The sequence below is a fragment of the Candidatus Streptomyces philanthi genome, assembly GCF_059553635.1.
In genome coordinates this window covers 1-22,097 of sequence record NZ_JCANQV010000084.1, presented here as the reverse complement: position 1 = coordinate 22,097, position 22,097 = coordinate 1, and the positions used below count along the sequence as shown (strand labels likewise).

The following is a 22,097-nucleotide window of genomic DNA, read 5'->3' as shown; positions in this document are numbered from 1 at the left end:
TGGTGCGGGGGCCAGCTCGTCGCGGCCTGCTGCTCCGGTGCCGGCCTGCGGCCCGGCGGCAGCGACCCCACTGCGTACTGCATCCGGTGGCTCTCCGTCTCGTGCGGTCGGCTGGGTGGACGTGCCGCGCGGCGGCCCCGGGGCGCACCGGCCCCCGGCGCGGGCGGAACCGAACGGTACCGCCCCCGGCGCTCGTCGTGTGAACGGCCGGGGGCGGCGGGTGGTGCCCGGGGGGCGGCGTCAGCCGTCGAGTTCCTCGGCGAGGGCGCGCAGCGCGAGCCGGTAGGAGCCGATGCCGAACCCGGCGACCGTGCCGCTGGCGACGGCCGCGAGGACCGAGTTGTGGCGGAACGCCTCACGGGCGTACGGGTTGGAGATGTGCACCTCGACCAGCGGGGCGGTGCGCTGGGCCGCCGCGTCCCGCATGCCGTACGAGTAGTGCGTGAAGGCACCGGGGTTGATGACGACGGGGATCGCGCCGTCCGCCGCCTCGTGCAGCCAGCGGATCATCTCCCCCTCGTCGTTGGTCTCGCGCACCTCGGCGTCCAGGCCCAGCTCCCGGCCGAGCGTGGTGCACACCTCGACCAGCCCGGCGTAGGAGGTGGCGCCGTAGACGTCGGGCTCGCGGGAGCCCAGCCGGCCGAGGTTGGGGCCGTTGAGGACCAGAACACGGCGGGGCGCCGTCCGTCCCTCGTCGCGCCCGGGAGCGTCGGCGCTCATGCGGCGATCTCCGCGTGGGCGGCGAGCAGCATCGCCGGGTCGGGGCTCTCCAGGACGGCGGGCCGGGCCAGCCCGTCGAGGACGATGAAGCGCAGCCGGTCGCCGCGGGACTTCTTGTCGACCTTCATCGTCTCCAGCAGCTTGGGCCACTGGTCGCCGCGGTAGGTCAGCGGCAGGCCGACGGAGGCGAGGACGGCGCGGTGCCGGTCGGCGGTGGCGTCGTCCAGCCGCCCGGCGATCCGGCCGAGTTCGGCGGCGAAGACCATGCCGACGGAGACGGCGGCGCCGTGCCGCCAGCTGTAGCGCTCGTTCTTCTCGATGGCGTGCGCCAGCGTGTGCCCGTAGTTGAGGATCTCCCGGAGCCCGGACTCCTTCAGGTCGGCGGAGACCACCTCGGCCTTGACCCGGATCGCCCGCTCGATCAGCTCGGCGGTGTGCGGGCCGTCGGGGCGGCGGGCCGCCTCCGGGTCCGCCTCGATCAGGTCGAGGATCACCGGGTCGGCGATGAAACCGGCCTTGATGACCTCGGCCAGGCCCGAGACGTAGTCGTGGACCGGCAGCGAGTCGAGGGCGGCGAGGTCGCAGAGCACCCCGGCCGGCGGGTGGAAGGCGCCGACGAGGTTCTTCCCCTCGGCGGTGTTGATGCCGGTCTTGCCGCCGACCGCGGCGTCCACCATGCCCAGCACCGTCGTCGGCACCGCGATCCAGCGGACCCCGCGCAGCCAGGTCGCCGCCACGAAACCGGCGAGGTCCGTGGTGGCGCCGCCGCCCACGCCGACGATCACGTCGCTGCGGGTGAAGCCGCTCTGGCCGAGCGCCTTCCAGCAGTACGCGGCGACCTCGGCGGTCTTGGCCTCCTCGGCGTTCGGCAGCTGGACGGCGATGGCCTCGAAGCCCTGGTCCGCCAGGTCCTCGCGCAGCGCCTGCCCGGTGGCGGCCAGCGCCTCCGGGTGCAGCACCGCGACCCGCTTGGCGCCCGTGCCGACCAGGCCGGCGAGCTCCCCCAGCAGCCGGTGCCCGACGAGTACGTCGTACGGGTCGGTGCCCGCCGTGCCGCCGACCCGGATGCGGGTGACCTGCTCCGTCATGCGTGTTCCTCCCTGCCGGCGGCGCGCGGCTTCGGCCCCGCGCCCTCTTCCGGCTCCAGTGCGTCGAGCACCGCGTCGGTGACCTCCTCGGGGGTCAGCCCCCCGGTGGGGATCACGGCGCGGGCGACCTCGGTGTACAGCGGGCGGCGCTGCTCCATCAGTTCGCGCCAGCGCTGCCGCGGGTTGACCGCGAGCAGCGGGCGGGGCGCGTCCAGGCCGACCCGTTTGACGGCGTCGGCGAGGGCGACGTCCAGGAAGACGACCGGGAGTCCGGTCAGCAGCCTCCGGGTGCCCTCGTCCATGACCGCGCCGCCGCCGAGCGCCAGGACGCCCGGGTGCCCGGTGACGGCGGCGCGCACGGCCTCGCGCTCCAGCGTGCGGAAGTACGCCTCGCCCTCGTCGACGAAGATGTCGGCGATCGGCTTGCCCGCGGTGGCGACGATGTCGTCGTCGGTGTCCCGGTAGGCCACGCCGAGGCGGGCGGCCAGCAGCGCGCCCACGGTCGACTTGCCCGCTCCGGGCGGGCCGACGAGGACGGCGACCGGGGACGTCACTTGATCGCCAGGTTGTCGAGGAAGGCGCGCACGTTGCGGCGCGTCTCGGGCACGCTGTCGCCGCCGAACTTCTCCAGCACGGCGTCCGCGAGGACGAGGGCGACCATCGCCTCGGCGACGATCCCGGCGGCGGGGACGGCGCAGACGTCGGAGCGCTGGTGGTGGGCCTGGGCGGCCTCGCCGGTGGTGACGTCGACGGTCGCCAGCGCCCGCGGCACCGTCGCGATCGGCTTCATCGCGGCACGCACGCGCAGCAGTTCACCGGTGGTCAGACCGCCCTCGGTGCCGCCGGAGCGGCCGGAGGCGCGCCTGATGCCGTCGTCGGTGGCGAGGATCTCGTCGTGCGCCTGCGAGCCCGGCACCCGCGCCAGGTCGAAGCCGTCGCCGACCTCGACGCCCTTGATGGCCTGGATGCCCATCAGCGCGGCGGCCAGCCGCGCGTCCAGCCGCCGGTCCCAGTGGACGTGGGAGCCCAGGCCGACCGGCACGCCGTAGGCCAGGACCTCGACGACGCCGCCGAGGGTGTCGCCGTCCTTGTGGGCCTTGTCGATCTCCTCGACCATCGCCCGGCTCGCGTCCGGGTCGAGGCAGCGCACCGGGTCGGCGTCCAGCTTCCCGGTGTCGGAGGGGACGGGCAGGACGCCGCGGGGCGCCTTGGCCGCGGCCAGTTCGACGACGTGCGAGACGATCTCGATGCCGGCCGCTTCCTTGAGGAAGGAGCGGGCCACGGTGCCGAGCGCGACCCGGGCCGCGGTCTCGCGTGCGGAGGCGCGCTCCAGGACGGGGCGGGCCTCGTCGAAGCCGTACTTCTGCATGCCGGCGAGGTCGGCGTGGCCGGGGCGGGGGCGGGTCAGCGGCGCGTTGCGCGCCAGCTCGGCGAGTTCGGCCTCGTCGACCGGGTCGGCCGCCATGACCTTCTCCCACTTGGGCCACTCGGTGTTGCCGACCATCACGGCCACCGGGGAGCCCAGCGTCCGGCCGTGCCGTACGCCGCCGAGGAAGGTGACCTCGTCGCGCTCGAACTTCATCCGCGCACCGCGGCCGTAGCCCAGCCGCCGCCTGGCCAGCGCGTCCGCCACCATCTCCGTGGTGATCGGGACGCCGGCCGGGAGGCCCTCCAGCGTCGCCACGAGTGCGGGGCCGTGGGACTCCCCGGCCGTCAGCCAGCGCAACCTGCTCAACGGTGCTCCTCAAGTACTGCCTACTGCGCGTACGGTCTTCCCCACGATCCTCCCACGTCACGGGAGACGGAGGGCGCCACGTCCGGGGAGCGGACGGCGTGCGGCAGCGGCTCAGCGGGCGGCGAGGGCGGCCTCGCCCGCCGCGCGCATCGCGGCGAGCGGCGCCGGGGAGCGCCCGGTCATCAGCTCCACCTGGAGCACGGCCTGGTGGACCAGGAGGTCCAGGCCGCCGACGACGGCTCCGCCGCGCCCGGACCAGGCGGCGGCGAGCGGCGTCGGCCACGGGTCGTAGAGCACGTCGAAGAGGGTGCCCGGGGCGTCGGGGACCTCCGCGGCCAGCGCGTCGGCGGCGCCCGCCGGGGTGGTGGCGACGACCAGCGGCGCCCGCAGGGCGTCGGCGGCGTCCTCCCAGGGCGCGGTGCGGACGGTGACGCCCAGCCGCTCGCCCCAGCCGCGCATCTCGGCGGCCCGTGCCGCGCTGCGGACGTACGCGGTGACCTCGCCGGAGCAGATCCGCGCGAGGGCGGCGAGGGCGGAGGAGGCGGTGGCGCCGGCGCCGAGGACGGCGGCCCGTTCGACGTGCTCGACGCCGCGTTCGCTCAGCGCGGCGAGCATGCCGGGGATGTCGGTGTTGTGGCCGTGGCGCCGCCCGTCGGCGCCGAACACGACGGTGTTGACCGCCTCCACCGCGCGGGCGGTGGCGCTGACGCCGTCGAGCAGCGGGATCACGGCGCGTTTGAGCGGCATGGTCAGCGACAGCCCGGCCCAGGTGGCGTCCAGCCCCGCGAGGAAGCCGGGCAGCGCGGCCTCGTCGACCTCGTGGCGGTCGTACTCCCAGTCGCGCAGCCCGAGCGCGTCATAGGCGGCGCGGTGCAGCACCGGGGAGAGGGAGTGCGCGATCGGCGATCCCAGGACGGCGGCTTTCCTCGCGGGGACGGGCATGTCTTCAGTTTTCCTTCTGTGCTCTCTGCCGCTCGTTGAACTTGTCCACGAGCTTTTCGTGGTCGTCGTAATTCGTGGTGAAGTCGGTCTTCTTCCCGTCTATGGAGATGAAATACAGCCACTTCTGCGAATCGTCCGGGTCGATCGACGCCTTGAGCGCGTCGGCCCCCGGATTCCCGATCGGGCCGGGCGGCAGACCGGGATGGTGATAGGTGTTGTAGGCGTCCTTGTTGCTGCGGATCTCGCCGGTGCCGATGTTTATCTTGCTCTGGTTCTTCAGGTAGTTGTACGTCGAGTCGAACTCAAGCTTCCCGTTCGTGTCGGTGTTGCCCGGCGCGAGACGGTTGTAGACGACGGCGGCCATCTTCCGGAAGTCGTCGTGGGTCAGCCCCTCGGCCTGGGTGAGGCTGGCGACGGTGACCAGCTGCAACGGCGACTTGAGGTGGAGCTTGGCGGCGTTGTCCGCGAGGTCGTACTTGGCGTACTCCTGGTTGGCGCGGGCCACCATCTGCTTGAGGACGTCCTGTGGCTTCGCGCGCTCGCCGACGCTGTACGTCGACGGGTAGAGGAATCCCTCCAGCGGGTCCTTGATGTCGGCGGAGTCGTTCGCCCAGGAGGGCAGTCCGAGTTTTCCGGCGTCCTTGCGGGCGATGGTTTTCGTGGTGCCCGACGGGAGGTGGAGTTTCTTGTCGATGAGTTCGTAGACCGCGACGGCGCGCAGTCCTTCGCTGACGGTGAGGCCGTTGCGGCTCGCGGGGTCCAGCATCATTCTGACGGCCGCGGCCGCGGACATCTTCTTGTGCAGCGAATAGGCGCCGGCCTGGAGGTTCTTCTCCCCGGCGGCCTTGGTGAAGGCGTCGACGCTCTTGACGACGCCCTCGCGCTTGAGGATCTGGCCCATCTTCTGGACGGGTGAGCCGTCCGGGATGTCGACCTGGACACTGCCGCTGCCGTCGCCCTCGAAGTCGGGCGGGGAGCCGAAGCGGCTCATGAGGAAGTCGTAGCCGAAGTAGCCGACGGTGCCGACGCCCCCGACGAGCACGGCGGTGACGACGAGGCAGGCGCGGCCGCTGTGGCGCTTGTTCTTCCTGCCCTTCTTGCCGCGGCGTTCACGGGCGGCGCGGCGGCCCTCGCGCGGCTCGTCACCGTCGTCGTCGGCGGCCCTGTCGGACGTGCCGTCGGAGAAGAAGGCGTGGTCCGCTTCGGGGTCGGGGGTCCGCTCCGGTTCCGGGGCGTACACCCGCGGTTCCGGGTCGGGGGCGGCGCGCCAGTCGTCCCCGGCGACATCCTGCTGCCGCGGCGCTCCGTCGTGCGGGACCTGGTGCTGGGGGACGCCGTGCGGGTCCTGGTACGGGGGGACGCCGTGCGGGCCCTGCGGCATCTGCTGCTGGTGGTACGGGTCCTGCGGGACCTGGTGCGGGTCCTGCGGTGCCTGGTGCGGCTGCTGCGGGTAGCCGCCCTGATTGCCGTAGGGGTCGTGCCCCGCCGTGCCGTAGGGGTCCGCGGGCTGCTGCGCGTACGGGTCGTACGGCTGCTGCCCGCCGTGCGCGCCGTCCCAGCCCCCGCCGCCGTAGGGCTGCGGGTGGGGGACGGGCTGCTGCCCGTCCCACTGGGGCTGCTGCCCGTGGCCTCCGTAGGGCCCCTGCTCTCCGTAGAGCGGGTCCTGCGGATGCCACGGTTCGGAGCCGTAGCCCCGGCCATACTCGGTCATCGATCCCCTAGAGCCGAGAGGCGGTGCGCTCCCGGTGTGCGCGCTTGCTGTTCGGACCCGCCTCTGCTTGCACGTGCGGTTGTTCGAACCGCGGCCGCATTCGGCGGCACGTTACCGTACCGCGATCAGATGACCACTTCGACGCACTCACCAGGGGGGTTCCCGGACACCCGTTCGGTCTCCAGGGCGCTCTGGAGGATCACCACGGCGGCCGCCTGGTCGACGACCGAGCGGCCCTTCTTGCTCCGCACGCCGGAGGCCCGCAGCCCCTGGGCGGCGGTGACGGTCGTCATCCGCTCGTCGACGAGCCGGACGGCCACGGGCGCGATGTCCGCCGCCATCCGCCGGGCGAACTCCCGTACCTTGGCCGCGGCCGGCCCCTCTCCCCCGTTGAGGGAGCGGGGCAGGCCGACCACGACCTCCAGCGGTTCGTACTCCTCGACGATCGCCCTCAGCCGCCGGTGCGCCGCCGGGACGTCACGTCCCGGCACCGTCTCGACGGGGGTGGCGAGGATGCCGTCGGGGTCGCACGAGGCGACCCCGATGCGGGCGTCCCCGACGTCCACCGCGATGCGCCGTCCGCGTCGCACACCACTCACCCGGCTCAGGCCGCCTCGGCGACGAGCCGCTCGACGGCCGCCAGGGCCTCGGGCACGGCCGCCGCGTTCTGGCCGCCGCCCTGGGCGACGTCCGGCTTGCCGCCGCCCCCGCCGCCCAGCGTCTTGGCGGCCGCGCGGACCAGGTCACCGGCCTTGATGCCGCGTTCGCGGGCCGCCTCGTTGGTGGCGACGACGGTCACCGGGCGGCCGTTGGCCACCGTGAACAGGGCGACGACGGCGGCGCGGTCACCGGGGATGCGGCCGCGCACGTCGAGGACCAGCTTGCGCAGGTCGTCGCCGGAGGTGCCGTCCTGGACCTGGGCGGCGACCAGTGCCGTGCCGTGGATGTCCTTGGCGTCGGCGGCGAGCCCGGCCGCGGCCTGGAGGACCTTCTCGGCGCGGTACTTCTCGATCTCCTTCTCGGCGTCCTTCAGCTTGGCCAGGACACCGGAGATCTTCTCGGGCAGCTCTTCGGGGCGGCCCTTGACCAGCTCGGTCAGCTGCGAGACGACGGTGTGCTCCCGGGCGAGGAACTTGTAGGCGTCCACGCCGACCAGCGCCTCGACGCGGCGCACGCCGGAGCCGATGGACGACTCGCCGAGCAGCTTCACCAGGCCGAGCTGGGCGGTGTTGTGGACGTGCGTACCGCCGCACAGTTCCTTGGAGAAGTCGCCGATGGTCACCACGCGGACCCGGTCGCCGTACTTCTCGCCGAACTCGGCGATGGCGCCCTGCTTCTTGGCGTCCTCCATGCTCATGACCTCGGCGTGCACGTCGAGTTCGCGGGCGAGCACCTCGTTGATCTTCTGCTCGACGTCCGTGAGGACGGCGCCGGGCACCGCGGACGGCGAACCGAAGTCGAAGCGGAAGCGGCCCGGGGAGTTCTCCGAACCGGCCTGGGCCGCGGTGGGGCCCAGGGCGTCGCGCAGCGCCTGGTGGGTGAGGTGGGTGGCGCTGTGGGCGCGGGCGATGGCGCGGCGGCGGGTGACGTCGATGGCGGCGTGGGCGCCGGCGCCGACCACCACCTCGCCGACCTGGACGACGCCCTTGTGCACCGTGACGCCGGGGACCGGCTTCTGGACGTCGCGGACCTCGACGACGGCGCCGGAGTCCAGCTTGATCCGGCCGGTGTCGGCGAGCTGGCCGCCGCCCTCGGCGTAGAAGGGGGTGCGGTCGAGGACGATCTCGATCTCGTCGCCCTCGTGGGCCGCGGGCGAGGGCACGCCGCCGACGAGCAGGCCGACGACGGTGGCCTCGCCCTCGGTGTCGCGGTAGCCGGTGAACTCGGTGGCGCCGGAGGTGTCGGCGACCTCGCGGTAGGCGGAGAGGTCGGCGTGGCCGTGCTTCTTGGCCTGGGCGTCGGCCTTGGCGCGCTCGCGCTGCTCCTTCATCAGCCGGCGGAAGCCGTCCTCGTCCACGGAGAGGCCCTGCTCCGCGGCCATCTCCAGGGTGAGGTCGATGGGGAAGCCCCAGGTGTCGTGGAGCAGGAACGCCTTGTCGCCGGCGAGGACCGTGCCGCCGGCGGCCTTGGTGTCGGCGACGGCGGTGTCGAGGATGTTGGTGCCGGCCTTGAGGGTCTTGAGGAACGCGGCCTCCTCGGCGAGTGCCACGGTCTCGATGCGGCGGCGGTCCTCCAGCAGCTCGGGGTACTGCTGGCCCATCGTGCGGATGACGACGTCGAGCAGTTCGCCGACGACCGGGCCGGTGGCGCCCAGCAGCCGCATGTTGCGGATGGCGCGGCGCATGATGCGGCGCAGGACGTAGCCGCGGCCCTCGTTGCCGGGGGTGACGCCGTCGCCGATGAGCATCGTGGAGGTGCGCATGTGGTCGGCGACCACGCGCAGCGAGACGTCCGAGTGGTCGGCGGCGCCGTAGCGGACGCCGGTCAGCTCGGTGGCCTTGTCGATGACGACGCGCAGGGTGTCGGTCTCGTACATGTTGTGCACGCCCTGGAGGATCATCGCCAGGCGTTCCAGGCCGAGGCCGGTGTCGATGTTCTTGCTGGGCAGCTCGCCGAGGATCTCGAAGTCCTCCTTGCCGATGCCGGCGCCCCGCTCGTACTGCATGAAGACGAGGTTCCAGATCTCGACGTACCGCTCGTCGTTGACGGCCGGGCCGCCCTCGATCCCGAACTCCGGGCCGCGGTCGTAGTTGATCTCGGAGCAGGGGCCGCAGGGGCCCGGGACGCCCATCGACCAGTAGTTCTCCTTCTTGCCCAGGCGCTGGATGCGCTCCTTGGGCACCCCGACGACCTCGTGCCAGATGCGCTCGGCCTCGTCGTCGTCGAGGTAGACGGTGATCCACAGGCGCTCGGGGTCGAGGCCGTAGCCGCCGTCGGCCCGGGAGCCGGTCAGCAGCTCCCAGGCGTACTTGATGGCGCCTTCCTTGAAGTAGTCGCCGAAGGAGAAGTTGCCGCACATCTGGAAGAACGTGCCGTGCCGGGTGGTCTTGCCGACCTCTTCGATGTCCGGGGTGCGGACGCACTTCTGCACGCTGGTGGCGGTCTCGAAGGGGGGCTTGACCTCGCCGAGGAAGTACGGCTTGAAGGGCACCATGCCCGCGGGGACCAGCAGCAGCGTCGGGTCGTCCGCGATGAGCGACGCCGACGGCACGACGGTGTGCCCGCGCTCCTCGAAGAAGCGCAGCCAGCGGCGGCGGATTTCGGCCGACTCCATCAGTGGTCCTCGTTTCGGTTCGGCCCGGTTGCCCGGGAGGTGCGGATCGGGGTGGTCGGGTGCGGTGCGAGCGCCGGGCGGCGCTGCGCGGGCAGCTCACGGGGCTGGTCCGGGTCCGTGGCCAGGCCCAGCGCCTCGTGGAGCTGTACCTCACGGTCCGCCATTCCGTCGCGTACGTCCAGCGCAAATCGGCGCAGCCGGTGGCCGGCCTCGACGGCGCGGTCCGCGGCCTGCGCGGCGAGACTCTCGGGGGTCAGGCTGCGGAGCTTGCGCTGGACCTTGTGCGTGGCCCACACGCCGGCGGCGGCGCCGGTGGTGAACCAGAAAGCGCGGCGGAACATCGCGGTGATCAGTCCTTGGTGCGACGGGTGCGGCGCCCGCCACGGCGGGCGGAGGGGAGGGTACGGCCGGTGACGACGGTGCGCGGGGGCTCCGGTGCGGCCTTCTTGCCGATGGCGCGGCGCACGCCGTAGCCGAACGCGGCGACCTTGACCAGGGGGCCGCCGAAGGCGGAGGAGACGGTCGAGGAGAGCGCCGAGGCGTTGGCGGTGACCTCCTGGACGTCGGCGGTGATGGCGTCGACGCGGGCGAGCTGGCTGTGCGCGGAGCGGACGGTGTCCGAGGCGTCGGCGAGCAGCGGGACGGCCCGTTCGGTGACCTCGGCCACCAGCTTGGTCGTCGCCCTGAGCGTCTGCGCGAGCCTCACCAGCACGAGGGCGAGGAACGACACGAGGATCGCCCAGAAGACGGCGACGAGGATCCCGGCCACCTCTCCACCGGACACGTTGGCACCACTCTCCGACTGGTTTTGGGGGTGTCCGTCCTGCTCGAACGGCACCGTCGACCTTATCGCGCCGTGACGGTGCGTCCGCACCGCGGCCGGGGGCGCGCGGGCGGGAGGGGCGCAAGACGCGCCCGCCGCCTCCCCCTCCGCGGACGGCGGGGAGACGGCGGGCGGAGCGCGCTGCTACCGGGCGGGTACTAGCGGGCGTAGTACTCGACGACGAGCTGCTCGTCGCAGATCACCGGGATCTCCTTGCGGTTGGGGTCCCGGTCCAGGCGGAACGCCAGCGCCTGGAGGTTGACCTCCAGGTAGCGGGGGATCTCACCGTCGGGGGCGTAGCCGCCCTCGCGCGCGACCTGGAAGGGGTGCTTGTCGCGGCTGCGCTCGCGGACCATCACCACGTCGCCGGGGCGGACGCGGAAGGACGGCTTGTCCACCTTGCGGTCGTTGACCGAGATGTGGCCGTGGACGACCATCTGGCGGGCCTGGTAGATGGTGCGGGCCAGGCCGGCCCGCAGGACGAGCGCGTCCAGACGGCGCTCAAGCTCGACGATCAGCGCTTCGCCGGTCTTGCCCTCGACCTTCCGAGCGCGGTCGTAGGCACGCACCATCTGGCGCTCGCTGATGTCGTACTGAGCGCGCAGACGCTGCTTCTCCAGCAGACGGACCTTGTAGTCACTGTTCTGCTTCCGGCCACGGCCGTGCTCGCCGGGCGGGTAGGGACGGGCCTCGAAGTACTTGACGGCCTTCGGCGTCAGCGCGATGCCGAGGGCGCGCGACTTCTTGACCTTGGGACGCGACTGGTTCACGTGGAACGAACCTCCATGTAAGTTAGGTGAGGCTTACCTTACCGCGAGGAGAACGCATGTCTCGACCTGGGATCCCCCTGCCCGGCGCCGGTCACAGCGCCGGGACGGGTCAGCCGCGTCCCATGGAAGACGTCCGGCGCCCCACCGCCGCCGAACGTGTACGAACCCTCGTCGAGTCCCATGGTATGGGCTCGCTCGCCGTCCCAGGAATCGAGGACCCCGACGACAGCGGGCTCTCCGACCCCGTCTGCCGCAGCGTGACCAGCGCCGGAGACGTGCTGTTGCTGGCCCCCGGCGGCTGTGCGGCCGCCCGCGCCGCCTCCCACGCCCAGGACGACGAGCTCACCGCCGTGATGGAGATCACGGACGTCGCGCCGGTCGCGGTGCCCCACCGCATCCGCGGACGGGCATGGATCGCCGGCTGGCTCACCCCCGTCCCCGACGAGGAACGCGCCCGCGCGGCCGTCCTCCTCGCCGAGCGCCACCCCGTCGGCGAGCTCCTCGGCATCGGCGACGCGCTGCGCCCCGGCGCGGACGGCTCACGCGCCGCCTGGGCGCTGCTGCGCCTGGAGGTCGGCGAGTGCACCGTGGACGACCTGTGGGGCGCCGAGACCGTCGAGCCCGACGAGTTCGCCGCGGCCTCGCCCGACCCGCTGGTGGCCCACGAGGCCGAACTGCTCCAGCATCTGCACGCCGCCCACTCCGAGCAGGTGCGCGGACTGTGCGCGCTGCTGGGCGAGCGGGCGCCGGGCGGCTGCGCCGGCCCCGCCGGGGCCGTGCCCGTGGGCCTGGACCGCTTCGGGCTGCGGGTCCGCTTCAGCGCCCCCGGCGCCCACCCGTTCGACGCCCGGTTCGACTTCCCCGAGCCGGTGCGCGACGTCGCCGGGCTGCGCCGGGCGATGCACGTCCTCTTCGAGGCCGCCGGGAACTGACCCGGTGCCGCCCCGACGCGGGCCTCACTCCCCCGTGCCGCCGCGCAGTCTGCCCCGCACCCGGTCGGCGACCTCGGCGTAGCGCGCCTCCGCGCCGTGCCGGGTCGGTGTGTAGTACCGCTTGCCGTGCACGGTGTCCGGCGCGTACTGCTGGGCCGCGATACCGCCCGGCAGATCGTGCGGGTACTGGTAGCCGCGGCCGTGGCCGAGCTTCTCGGCGCCCTTGTAGTGGCCGTCGCGCAGATGCGCCGGGACCGGCCCGGCCAGCCCCGCGCGGACGTCGGCGAGCGCGGCGTCGATCGCCGTGTAGGCCGCGTTCGACTTCGGCGCCAGGGCGAGCGCGATGGTGGCCTGGCTGAGCGTGATCCGCGCCTCCGGGAACCCGATCAGCGCGACGGCCTGCGCGGCGGCCACCGCCGTCTGCAACGCCGTCGGGTCGGCGAGACCGATGTCCTCACTCGCCGAGATCATCAGCCGGCGGGCGATGAACCGCGGGTCCTCCCCCGCCTCGATCATGCGCGCCAGGTAGTGCAGCGCCGCGTCCACGTCCGAGCCCCGGATCGACTTGATCAGCGCGCTGGCCACGTCGTAGTGCTGGTCGCCGTCGCGGTCGTACTTGACCGCGGCCCGGTCGACGGAGTCCTCCAGCGTCGCCAGGGTGATGGCCGGCTCGCCCTTGGCCAGGGCGGAACCGGCGCCCGCCTCCAGGGCCGTCAGCGCCCGGCGCGCGTCCCCGCCCGCGATCCGCAGCAGATGCGCCTCGGTGTCCTCGGGCAGGGTGACCGCGCCGCCCAGGCCCCGCTCGTCCGTCAGCGCCCGGCGCAGCAGCCCGCGCAGATCGTCGTCGGTCAGCGGCTCCAGCGTCAGCAGCAGCGAACGCGACAGCAGCGGGGAGATCACCGAGAAGTACGGGTTCTCCGTCGTCGCGGCGATCAGGGTGACCCAGCGGTTCTCGACGGCGGGCAGCAGCGAGTCCTGCTGCGCCTTGCTGAAGCGGTGGATCTCGTCCAGGAAGAGAACGGTCTCCTTGCCGTACCCGCCCGAGGCGCGGCGGGCGCCGTCGATGACGGAGCGGACCTCCTTGACGCCCGCGGTGATCGCCGACAGCTCCACGAAGCGCTTGTTCGTCGCCCGGCTGACGACATGGGCGAGGGTCGTCTTGCCGATACCGGGCGGCCCCCACAGGAAGACCGAGGACGGGCCCGCGGGACCGCCGCCGCCCTCGCCGACGAGCCGGCGCAGCGGCGACCCGGGCTTGAGGAGATGCCGCTGGCCCACGACCTCGTCAAGGGTGCGCGGACGCATCCGTACGGCGAGCGGGGACCGCGCGGGGTCCTTCTCCTGGCGGTCTTCGGCGGCTGCGGTGAACAGATCGGGCTCCACACGACGAGCCTATGCCACCCCACCGACAGCGCGGCCCCGTCCCGGAGCGGGACGGGGCCGTCACAGGGCGGCGTGGCCTCAGAGCAGCGAGCTCCAGTAGGACCACCAACGGGTGAGGATGAGCAGCCCGATCACGCCGTACCAGAGCACCGGCACCACCCAGTGGAACTCCAGCACCGGCCCGCGCGCCTTCTCCGGCAGCGGGATGATCCCGTGCCGGATGTTGTGGACGGTGGTGTACCAGAACATCAGGAGGGTGGCGCACCAGGTGAGGGTGCACCACAGGCACAGCGAGTTGATCGTGTAGAGCGTCTGGGTCATCAGCCACATGCAGAACACCGTGCCCAGCAACGAGCCGATGTTGAGGCCGGCCCAGAACCAGCGGCGGTAGCGGGCGCCCGCCAGCAGGCCGACGCCGATCGCGACGACCACCGGGAAGGCGACGAGCCCGGCCAGCGGGTTCGGGAAGCCGAAGACCTCGGCCTGCGCGCTCTGCATGACGGTGCCGCAGGAGATGATCGGGTTGAAGCTGCACGCGGGGACGAAACTCGGGTCCTTGAGCAGCTCGATCTTGTCGAGGGTGATGACCCAGGACGCCAGGATGCCCAGCGCGCCCGTGATGATCAGGAGCCAGGCGAGGCCGCGGCCCGCCCCGATGGTGCCCCGGCCGCCGTCGCGGTCGCCGTCGATGGACACGTCGTCAAGCGCTGTCGTCGTCATATCGCCGTTTCCGTCGATCCCATGGGTGGTCGGGCAGGACGCGGGCCCGCGGGCGGCGGCCGCGTCCTTCATTGTGCCCCAACCGGGTGGCGGACCACCCTGCCGCGACCACCCCGCCCCGGATGAACGGCACCCCCGCGCCTTGACGTCCCCCGGTACGCGGCGGGGCCCGGAAGGCGCGCACGCGCCCCCGGGCCCCGCCGTGGTCCCAAGAACTCAGCCCAGCGCCCGCCGGACCTCCTCGACCACCGCGTCCAGCGCCACCGGCCGCTGCTCGCCGCTCTGAAGGTCCTTGAGCTGCACCACGCCCTCGGCCAGGTCCCGCTCACCGGCGACGAGCGCCAGCCGCGCCCCGGAGCGGTTCGCCGACTTCATGGCGTTCTTCAGGCCCTTGCCGCCGAACGCGAAGTCGGTGGCCACGCCCGCCCGGCGCAGCGCGGTGACCGCGTCGAACAGGGCCCTGCGGGCCTCCTCGCCCAGCGGCACCGCGTACACCGCCGTTGCGGGCGGGATGTCGAGGGTGATGCCCTCGGCCTCCAGCGCCAGCACGGTCCGGTCGACGCCCAGCGCCCAGCCGACGGACGGCAGCGCGGGGCCGCCGATCATCTCGGACAGCCCGTCGTAGCGGCCGCCGCCGCCGACCGCGGACTGCGCGCCGAGGCCGTCGTGGACGAACTCGAAGGTGGTACGGGTGTAGTAGTCCAGCCCGCGGACCAGCTTGGGGTCGTCCTCGTAGGCCACGCCCGCCGCGGTCAGCAGCTCGCGCACCTGCTCGTGGTACGTCTTGCACGCCTCGCACAGGTGGTCGCGCAGCAGCGGCGCGCCCGTCAGCTGCTTCTGCACCGACTCCCGCTTGTCGTCCAGCACCCGCAGCGGGTTGATGTCGACGCGGCGGCGGGTGTCCTCGTCGAGGTCGAGGCCGCGCAGGAAGTCCTGGAGGGCGGCGCGGTAGGCGGGGCGGCACTCCCGGTCGCCGAGCGAGTTGAGCAGCAGCCGGAAGTCCTTCAGGCCGAGCGAGCGGTACGCGTCGGCGGCCAGGATGATCAGCTCGGCGTCGAGCGCCGGGTCCTCGGCGCCGACGGCTTCCGCGCCGACCTGCGAGAAGTGGCGGTAGCGGCCCTTCTGCGGGCGCTCGTAGCGGTAGTACGAGCCGGAGTACCAGAGCTTGACGGGGAGGTTGCCCGCCTTGTGGAGGTTGGCCTCCAGCGCGGCGCGCAGCACGGAGGCGGTGCCCTCGGGGCGCAGCGCGAGCCGGTCGCCGCCGCGGGTCTCGAAGGCGTACATCTCCTTGGTGACGATGTCGGTGGACTCACCGACACCGCGGGCGAACAGCTCGACGTTCTCGAAACCGGGCGTCTCGACGTAGCCGTAACCGGAGCGCCGCAGCGGCGCGGCGATCGCCTCGCGCACCGCCAGGTAGACGGCGGACTGCGGCGGGATCAGGTCGTACGTGCCCTTGGGGGCCTTGAAGGTGCTCACGGAAGGTTTCGTCACATTCCTCGTCGTGGAGCGGCCGTGGTGCCGTCTCCGAGGCCGGCGGCCACCTCCCGCAGGAACGGGTTGGTGGCGCGCTCGCGGCCGATGGTGGTCTGGGGGCCGTGGCCGGACAGGACGACGGTCGAGTCCTCCAGGGGCAGGCACACACGTGCCAGCGAACGGAGGATCTCGGCGTGGTCGCCGCCCGGCAGGTCGGTGCGTCCGATGGAGCCGGCGAACAGCAGGTCGCCCGTGAAGAGGACCGGCGGGATGTCGGCCTGCTCGGGGAGCCTGAACGTCACCGACCCCTTGGTATGGCCCGGGGCGTGCGCGACGGAGAACTCCATCCCGGCCAGGCGCAGCACGCTGCCGTCGGTGAGTTCCTTGACGTCGTCCGGCTCCCCCACCGCCAGCTCGCCCATGATCCGCTGTCCGAGGGCGCGGCCGAGGCCCTTCTCCGGGTCGCTCATCATGGGCCGGTCCCCGGGGTGGATCCACGCCGGGACGTCGTGGGCACCGCACACCGGGACGACGGAGGCGACATGGTCGACATGGCCGTGGGTGAGAACGACCGCCACGGGCTTGAGCCGGTGCTTCCTGACCGTCTCCTCGACGCCCTGGGCCGCCTGGTGGCCGGGGTCGACGATGACGCACTCCTCGCCCGGGGCGGGGGCGACCAGGTAGCAGTTGGTCCCCCAGGCCCCGGCCGGGAACCCGGCAATCAGCACGTTCGTCCTTAAAGGTCGGTGGGGCGGCGGCGCGGCGGTAGGGCCCGCGGGGCCGCTCCGGGAACATCTGGGCAGCTCCAGAGCCTACCGGCGCCCCTCCCGCGGGGGCCAACCCGTTACGGTACGGCCACGCACAGCAGACCCTTGTGCAGTACGCCCGAGCGCAGGACGAAGGAGACGACCGGTGGCCAGCAGCGATCAGCGGCGGCGGCAGCTCGCCCGGGAGCGGTTCGAGCGCCAGGAGAAACGCCGGGAGGCGGCCCGCCGGAAGACCAAGCGCCGCAACGCCGTCGTCGCCTCCGCCCTGGCGGTGGCCCTCGCCGCGGGCGCCGCGGCCTACGCCTCGGGCGCCCTCGTCGGCGGCCCGGACACCGACGACCGGTCGGCGGCCCGGCCCGCCGACCCGTGCCGCTCCCCCGCCCCGGGTGAGCCGTCGAAGAAGACCTGGCCGAAGGAGCCGCGGATGACCGTCGACACCTCGGCGTCCCACACCGCGAAGCTCAGCACCACCTGCGGCGAGATCGACATGAAGCTCGACGCCGCCAAGGCCCCGCACACGGTGAACTCGTTCGCGTTCCTCGCCGGGCAGCACTACTTCGACCACAGCAGGTGCCACCGCCTGGTCGACGAGGGCCTCCACATCCTCCAGTGCGGGGACCCGACCGGCACGGGAACGGGCACACCCGGCTACACGATCCCGGACGAGAACCTCAAGGACCCGCGGCTCAAGGGCGGCGTCTACCCGGCCGGCACGGTCGCGATGGCCAACCGCTACCAGGGCACCGACAAGACCCGGAACTCCGGCGGCGCCCAGTTCTTCCTCGTCTACGAGGACAGCAGGCTGCCCCCGGACTACACGCCGTTCGGGAGGATCACCGGCGGCATGGACGTCCTCAAGAAGATCGCCGCGGCCGGTTCGTCGCCCGACCCGTCGACCGGCAACACGGCGCCGAACGCCACCGTCGTGATCGACCGGGCGAAGGTGACCGCCTCGTGACCGGGCGGGCGGCAGGCGCGTCACCTCGTGCGATCCGTGGAAATCGGGTCGCGCTGGATGCGGACAGCCGACCGCCCGTCGCCTAGATTGGCGTTGGGTAGGGTGCCTGCTCCGACGGCCGCCACCCGCACCCACCTGCTGGACGGGCCGTCGGAACCGGACGGGGCTCGGCCCCGCCGGACAGAAACTGTGGACGATGCCGGGGCCGCACGCCCGTCGGCATCATGTGGAGGAGGCGCTGTGAGCAGCGACCCATGGGGCCGCGTCGACGAGACGGGGACCGTGTACGTGCGTACCGCCGACGGCGAGAAGGTCGTCGGATCGTGGCAGGCGGGATCCCCCGAGGAGGCTCTCGCCTACTTCGAGCGCAAGTATGAGGGCCTGGTCGTCGAAATCGGCCTCCTCGAACGCCGGGTCAGGACCACCGACCTGTCGGCGAAGGACGCCATGACCGCCATCGGGCACCTGCGGGAGCAGGTCGACGCGCACCACGCGGTGGGCGACCTCGACGCGCTGCGCAAGCGGCTCGACGCGCTCGTCGCCGGCGTCGACTCCCGCCGCGAGGAGCGCAAGGCGCAGAAGGCGCGGCAGAGCGACGAGGCGAAGCGGGCCAAGGAGGAACTGGTCGCCGAGGCCGAGCAGTTGGCGGCCAGCGAGCAGTGGCGGGCCGCCGGTGAGCGGCTGCGCGCCCTGGTCGACACCTGGAAGGGCCTGCCGCGGCTGGACCGCAAAACGGACGACGAGCTGTGGCACCGCTTCTCGCACGCCCGCTCGGCGTTCTCCAAGCGGCGCAAGGCGCACTTCGCCGCGCTGGACGCGCAGCGCGAGGAGTCGCGGCGCGTCAAGGAGAAGCTGGTCGCCGAGGCACAGGCGCTGTCGCGGTCGACGGACTGGGGGGCCACCGCGGCCCGTTACCGCGAGCTGATGGCCGACTGGAAGGCCGCGGGCCGCGCCCAGCGCGAGCACGAGGACGATCTGTGGAACCGTTTCCGCGGCGCCCAGGACGTGTTCTTCCAGGCGCGCAGCGAGGTGTTCGCCGAGCGTGACGCGGAGCAGCGGGAGAACCTGACGCTCAAGGAGGAGCTGGCCGCCGAGGCCGAGAAGCTGCTCCCGGTGTCGGACCTGCGGGCCGCGCGGGCCGCGTTCCGTTCGATCAACGAGCGGTGGGAGGCCATCGGCCATGTGCCGCGGGACGCCCGCCCGAAGATCGAGGGGCGGATGCACGCCGTGGAGCGCGCCATCCAGGAGGCCGAGGAGGCCGAGTGGCGGCGGACGAACCCGGAGGCGCGGGCCCGCGCCGCGGGTCTGACCGGCCAGCTCCAGGACGCCGTCGACAAGCTCCGGTCGGAGATCGACGCCGCGCGGGCGGCCGGCAACACCGCCAAGGCCGACAAGCTCGGCCGGGAGCTGGAGGGCCGCAAGGCGCTGCTGGACCAGGCGCTCAAGGGCCTGGAGGAGTTCGGCGGCTGAGCCGGGCACCGGGCACGAAGGGGGCGGCCCCGGTACGGATCCCGTACCGGGGCCGCCCCCTTTCTCACTGCCGTCGTGTCAGGGCCGGCGCGCCGACGTCACGCGGTACACGTCGTAGACGCCCTCGACGCCGCGGACCGCCTTCAGGACGTGCCCCAGATGCTTGGGGTCGCCCATCTCGAAGGTGAAGCGGGAGGTGGCGACGCGGTCGCGGGAGGTCTGCACGGCCGCGGAGAGGATGTTGACGTGCTGGTCGGACAGGACGCGGGTGACGTCCGACAGCAGCCGCGAGCGGTCCAGCGCCTCCACCTGGATGGCGACGAGGAACACCGACGACTGGGTCGGCGCCCACTCGACCTCCAGGATGCGTTCCGGCTGCTTCGACAGCGAGTCCACGTTGACGCAGTCGGCGCGGTGCACCGAGACGCCGCTGCCGCGGGTGACGAAGCCGATGACCGGGTCGCCCGGCACGGGGGTGCAGCAGCGGGCCAGCTTCACCCAGACGTCGTCGACGCCCTTGACCACGACGCCCGGGTCGGCGCTGGAGCGGCGCTTGGACCGCGGCCTGATCGGGGTGGACTCGGCGATGTCCTCGGTGGCCTCGTCCTGGCCGCCGAGCGCCTGCACCAGCTTCTGGACGACGCCCTGCGCCGCGACATGGCCCTCGCCGATGGCGGCGTAGAGCGCGGAGATGTCGGGGTAGCGCATCTCGTGCGCGAGGGTGACCAGGGAGTCGCCGGTCAGGATGCGCTGGATGGGCAGGTTCTGCTTGCGCATCGCGCGGGCGATGGCGTCCTTGCCCTGTTCGATGGCCTCGTCGCGGCGTTCCTTGGAGAACCAGGCGCGGATCTTGTTGCGGGCGCGCGGGGACTTGACGAAGCCCAGCCAGTCGCGGGACGGCCCGGCGCCGGGCGCCTTGGAGGTGAAGACCTCCACCAGGTCACCGTTGTCCAGCGTCGATTCCAGCGGCACCAGGCGCCCGTTGACCCGGGCCCCTATCGTGCGGTGGCCGACCTCGGTGTGCACCGCGTACGCGAAGTCGACGGGGGTGGCGCCGGCCGGCAGCGCTATGACGTCGCCCTTCGGCGTGAAGACGAAGACCTCGTTGCGGGACAGGTCGAAGCGCAGCGACTCCAGGAACTCGCCCGGGTCCTCGGTCTCCTTCTGCCAGTCCAGCAGCTGCCGCAGCCAGGCCATGTCGTTGACGGTGTCCTGGCCGGCGCCCTTGCCCGCGCTCCTGGGCACGTCGGTGCGCACCTTGGAGGCGCCGGCGACGGCCTCCTGCTTGTACTTCCAGTGCGCGGCGATGCCGTACTCGGCGCGGCGGTGCATGTCGAAGGTGCGGATCTGGAGCTCGACGGGCTTGCCCGCCGGTCCGATGACCGTCGTGTGCAGCGACTGGTACATGTTGAACTTCGGCATCGCGATGTAGTCCTTGAACCGGCCGGGGACCGGGTTCCACCGCGCGTGGACGGTGCCGAGCGCCGCGTAGCAGTCGCGGACGGTGTCGACGAGGACACGGATGCCCACCAGGTCGTAGATCTCGGCGAAGTCGCGGCCCCGCACGATCATCTTCTGGTAGACGCTGTAGTAGTGCTTGGGACGGCCGGTGACGGTGGCCTTGATGCGGGCGGCGCGCAGATCGGCCTGGACCTCGTCGGTCACTATCGCGAGGTACTCGTCGCGTTTGGGTGCCCGCTCGGCGACCAGCCGGACGATCTCGTCGTACATCTTGGGGTAGAGGATCGCGAAGGCGAGGTCCTCCAGCTCCCACTTGATGGTGTTCATGCCCAGCCGGTGCGCCAGCGGGGCGTAGATCTCCAGCGTCTCGCGGGCCTTCTTCTCCTGCTTCTCCCGCTTGAGGTAGCGCATGGTGCGCATGTTGTGGAGGCGGTCGGCGAGCTTGATGACCAGGACGCGCGGGTCCTTCGCCATCGCCACGACCATCTTGCGGACGGTCTCCGCCTGCGCGGCCTCACCGAACTTGACCTTGTCGAGCTTGGTGACGCCGTCGACGAGCAGCGCGACCTGGTCGCCGAAGTCGCGGCGCAGGGTGTCCAGGCCGTACTCGGTGTCCTCGACGGTGTCGTGCAGCAGACCCGCCATCAGGGTGGCGGGGTCCATGCCCAGCTCGGCGAGGATGGTGGTCACCGCGAGCGGGTGGGTGATGTACGGGTCGCCGCTCTTGCGCTTCTGGCCGCGGTGCCAGCGCTCGGCGACCTGGTAGGCGCGCTCGACCTGGCGCAGCGTGGCCGCCTCGATCTTCGGGTCGTTGCTGCGCACGATGCGCAGCAGCGGCTCCAGGACCGGGTTGTACGGGCTGGAGCGCTGGACGCCGAGGCGGGCGAGGCGGGCCCGGACGCGGTTGGGCGAGCCGGCGCGGGAGGCCGGGGCGGACGGCGCCGGGCGGGGTGTGGCCGGCGGCTTCGGTTCGGGGGCGGGACGGTCGGCTGCCGCGGAGGCGGGGGGCGCCGCGGGGCCGGCCTGGGTCCGGGACGCGGCGCCGTGCCGCGCCGTCTCCGGTGACGCCGCGTCCTGCGGCTTCGGCTCGGCCGGGTGCGTGGCGGGAGAGCCCGCCGGACGCAGTCCGGGGGAGAGCGGCTGGGCCTCGTCTGGCAAGAGCACTCCTCATGCGGTTCCGGACCACCGGACCTCGAACGGGCCGGGGTGCCATGGTATCGAGCCGGGCGCCCGGACTCCTCCGCGGCCGCACGGGCCCGCACCCGGCACAGCGCGGGGGCACCCGGGTTTCTTCCGGGTGCCCCCCGCGTGCACGGAACCTGTCAGACGGTGAGCAGGGCCTCCAGCGGCGCCCCGCCGAGGCCGTCCGCCAGCCGTTTCCGGCCGGGGAGGAAGCCCAGTTCCATGAGCACCGCCACCCCGGCGACGTCGGCGCCCGCGCGGCGGATCAGCCGCAGCGAGGCGTCGGCGGTGCCGCCGGTGGCCAGCACGTCGTCGATGACCAGGACCCGGTCGCCGGGCGCCAGCGCGTCGGCGTGGATCTCGACCTCGGCGGTGCCGTACTCCAGGTCGTACGCCTGTCCGAGTGTCTTGCCGGGCAGTTTGCCGGCCTTGCGGACCGGGACGAAGCCGACACCGGCGCGGACGGCGACGGGCGCGGCGAGGATGAAACCGCGTGCCTCCAGGCCCACCACCTTGTCGGCGCGCAGCCGGGTGCACAGACCGGCGAAGGCGTCGGTCAGCGCGCCGAAGGCGGCGGCGTCGGCCAGCAGCGGGGTGATGTCCTTGAACGTCACCCCGGGCTGCGGGTAGTCGGGGACGTCGGTTATCCGGCTCAGGAGCAGCTCGCGCAGCTCGGCGGGGGCGC

Annotated in this window: 20 protein-coding genes; 3 read left to right on the top strand and 17 right to left on the bottom strand. The window is 72.8% G+C overall.

The window, feature by feature from the left end; genetic code table 11:
- Window positions 1-240: 240 nt before the first annotated feature.
- The 11 genes from aroQ to rpsD form a co-directional block, all read right to left on the bottom strand.
- Complete coding sequence (aroQ, locus tag AC51EU_RS12860) at window positions 241-720, bottom strand: type II 3-dehydroquinate dehydratase (protein ID WP_496267000.1); 480 nt, start codon at window positions 718-720, stop codon at window positions 241-243.
- Window positions 717-1,808 carry a 3-dehydroquinate synthase gene (gene aroB / locus AC51EU_RS12855; protein ID WP_496266999.1) on the bottom strand — a complete coding sequence of 364 codons (1,092 nt, stop codon included), beginning with the start codon at window positions 1,806-1,808 and terminating at the stop codon, window positions 717-719. Before aroB ends, aroQ begins: the two co-directional genes overlap by 4 nt.
- Window positions 1,805-2,362 carry a shikimate kinase gene (locus tag AC51EU_RS12850; RefSeq protein ID WP_496266998.1) on the bottom strand — a complete coding sequence of 186 codons (558 nt, stop codon included), beginning with the start codon at window positions 2,360-2,362 and terminating at the stop codon, window positions 1,805-1,807. The genes aroB and AC51EU_RS12850 overlap by 4 nt, the downstream gene beginning before the upstream one ends.
- On the bottom strand, window positions 2,359-3,543 hold the full coding sequence (gene aroC / locus AC51EU_RS12845; protein WP_496266997.1) for a chorismate synthase: 1,185 nt from the start codon (window positions 3,541-3,543) through the stop codon (window positions 2,359-2,361). The genes AC51EU_RS12850 and aroC overlap by 4 nt, the downstream gene beginning before the upstream one ends.
- A gap of 111 nt (window positions 3,544-3,654) precedes the next feature.
- Complete coding sequence (locus tag AC51EU_RS12840) at window positions 3,655-4,485, bottom strand: shikimate dehydrogenase (RefSeq protein ID WP_496266996.1); 831 nt, start codon at window positions 4,483-4,485, stop codon at window positions 3,655-3,657.
- 4 nt (window positions 4,486-4,489) lie between these two features.
- Window positions 4,490-6,196 carry an endolytic transglycosylase MltG gene (gene mltG / locus AC51EU_RS12835; protein WP_496266995.1) on the bottom strand — a complete coding sequence of 569 codons (1,707 nt, stop codon included), beginning with the start codon at window positions 6,194-6,196 and terminating at the stop codon, window positions 4,490-4,492.
- A 125-nt stretch (window positions 6,197-6,321) separates the two neighbouring features.
- Window positions 6,322-6,786 carry a Holliday junction resolvase RuvX gene (gene ruvX / locus AC51EU_RS12830; RefSeq protein WP_496266994.1) on the bottom strand — a complete coding sequence of 155 codons (465 nt, stop codon included), beginning with the start codon at window positions 6,784-6,786 and terminating at the stop codon, window positions 6,322-6,324.
- A 14-nt stretch (window positions 6,787-6,800) separates the two neighbouring features.
- Complete coding sequence (gene alaS, locus AC51EU_RS12825; RefSeq protein ID WP_496266993.1) at window positions 6,801-9,470, bottom strand: alanine--tRNA ligase; 2,670 nt, start codon at window positions 9,468-9,470, stop codon at window positions 6,801-6,803.
- Window positions 9,470-9,811 (bottom strand): DUF6167 family protein, encoded by a 342-nt coding sequence (locus AC51EU_RS12820; RefSeq protein WP_496266992.1) that lies wholly within the window; start codon window positions 9,809-9,811, stop codon window positions 9,470-9,472. The genes alaS and AC51EU_RS12820 overlap by 1 nt, the downstream gene beginning before the upstream one ends.
- An 8-nt stretch (window positions 9,812-9,819) precedes the next feature.
- The gene (locus AC51EU_RS12815) at window positions 9,820-10,254 is read right to left on the bottom strand and encodes a DUF948 domain-containing protein (protein WP_496266991.1); all 435 of its coding nucleotides are present in this window, start codon (window positions 10,252-10,254) and stop codon (window positions 9,820-9,822) included.
- A gap of 197 nt (window positions 10,255-10,451) precedes the next feature.
- Complete coding sequence (rpsD, locus tag AC51EU_RS12810; protein WP_496266990.1) at window positions 10,452-11,063, bottom strand: 30S ribosomal protein S4; 612 nt, start codon at window positions 11,061-11,063, stop codon at window positions 10,452-10,454.
- 185 nt (window positions 11,064-11,248) lie between these two features.
- Between rpsD and AC51EU_RS12805 the strand changes: the two genes are divergently transcribed.
- Window positions 11,249-11,995, top strand: coding sequence for a DUF2470 domain-containing protein (locus AC51EU_RS12805; RefSeq protein ID WP_496267001.1), 747 nt, complete (start codon window positions 11,249-11,251; stop codon window positions 11,993-11,995).
- 24 nt (window positions 11,996-12,019) lie between these two features.
- Here AC51EU_RS12805 and AC51EU_RS12800 read toward each other — a convergent pair whose 3' ends face one another.
- The 4 genes from AC51EU_RS12800 to AC51EU_RS12785 form a co-directional block, all read right to left on the bottom strand.
- Complete coding sequence (locus tag AC51EU_RS12800; protein ID WP_496266989.1) at window positions 12,020-13,378, bottom strand: replication-associated recombination protein A; 1,359 nt, start codon at window positions 13,376-13,378, stop codon at window positions 12,020-12,022.
- A 78-nt stretch (window positions 13,379-13,456) separates the two neighbouring features.
- Window positions 13,457-14,098: a vitamin K epoxide reductase family protein gene (locus AC51EU_RS12795; protein ID WP_496266988.1), complete on the bottom strand. Its 642-nt coding sequence runs from the start codon at window positions 14,096-14,098 to the stop codon at window positions 13,457-13,459.
- Between the two features lie 216 nt (window positions 14,099-14,314).
- Window positions 14,315-15,577 (bottom strand): histidine--tRNA ligase, encoded by a 1,263-nt coding sequence (hisS, locus tag AC51EU_RS12790; RefSeq protein WP_496266987.1) that lies wholly within the window; start codon window positions 15,575-15,577, stop codon window positions 14,315-14,317.
- 11 nt (window positions 15,578-15,588) lie between these two features.
- Window positions 15,589-16,302, bottom strand: coding sequence for an MBL fold metallo-hydrolase (locus AC51EU_RS12785; RefSeq protein ID WP_496266986.1), 714 nt, complete (start codon window positions 16,300-16,302; stop codon window positions 15,589-15,591).
- A gap of 184 nt (window positions 16,303-16,486) precedes the next feature.
- Here AC51EU_RS12785 and AC51EU_RS12780 point away from each other — a divergent pair, with 184 nt between their 5' ends.
- Window positions 16,487-17,299, top strand: a complete 813-nt coding sequence (locus tag AC51EU_RS12780; RefSeq protein ID WP_496266985.1) for a peptidylprolyl isomerase — start codon at window positions 16,487-16,489, stop codon at window positions 17,297-17,299.
- Between the two features lie 240 nt (window positions 17,300-17,539).
- Window positions 17,540-18,769: a DUF349 domain-containing protein gene (locus AC51EU_RS12775; protein WP_496266984.1), complete on the top strand. Its 1,230-nt coding sequence runs from the start codon at window positions 17,540-17,542 to the stop codon at window positions 18,767-18,769.
- A gap of 78 nt (window positions 18,770-18,847) precedes the next feature.
- On the opposite strand, the gene AC51EU_RS12770 is transcribed toward AC51EU_RS12775, so the two are convergent.
- Entirely contained in the window at window positions 18,848-21,388 is a 2,541-nt protein-coding gene (locus AC51EU_RS12770) for a RelA/SpoT family protein (protein WP_496266983.1), read from the bottom strand.
- Between the two features lie 164 nt (window positions 21,389-21,552).
- The coding region (locus AC51EU_RS12765; protein WP_496266982.1) for an adenine phosphoribosyltransferase at window positions 21,553-22,097 on the bottom strand (545 nt) is incomplete at its 5' end.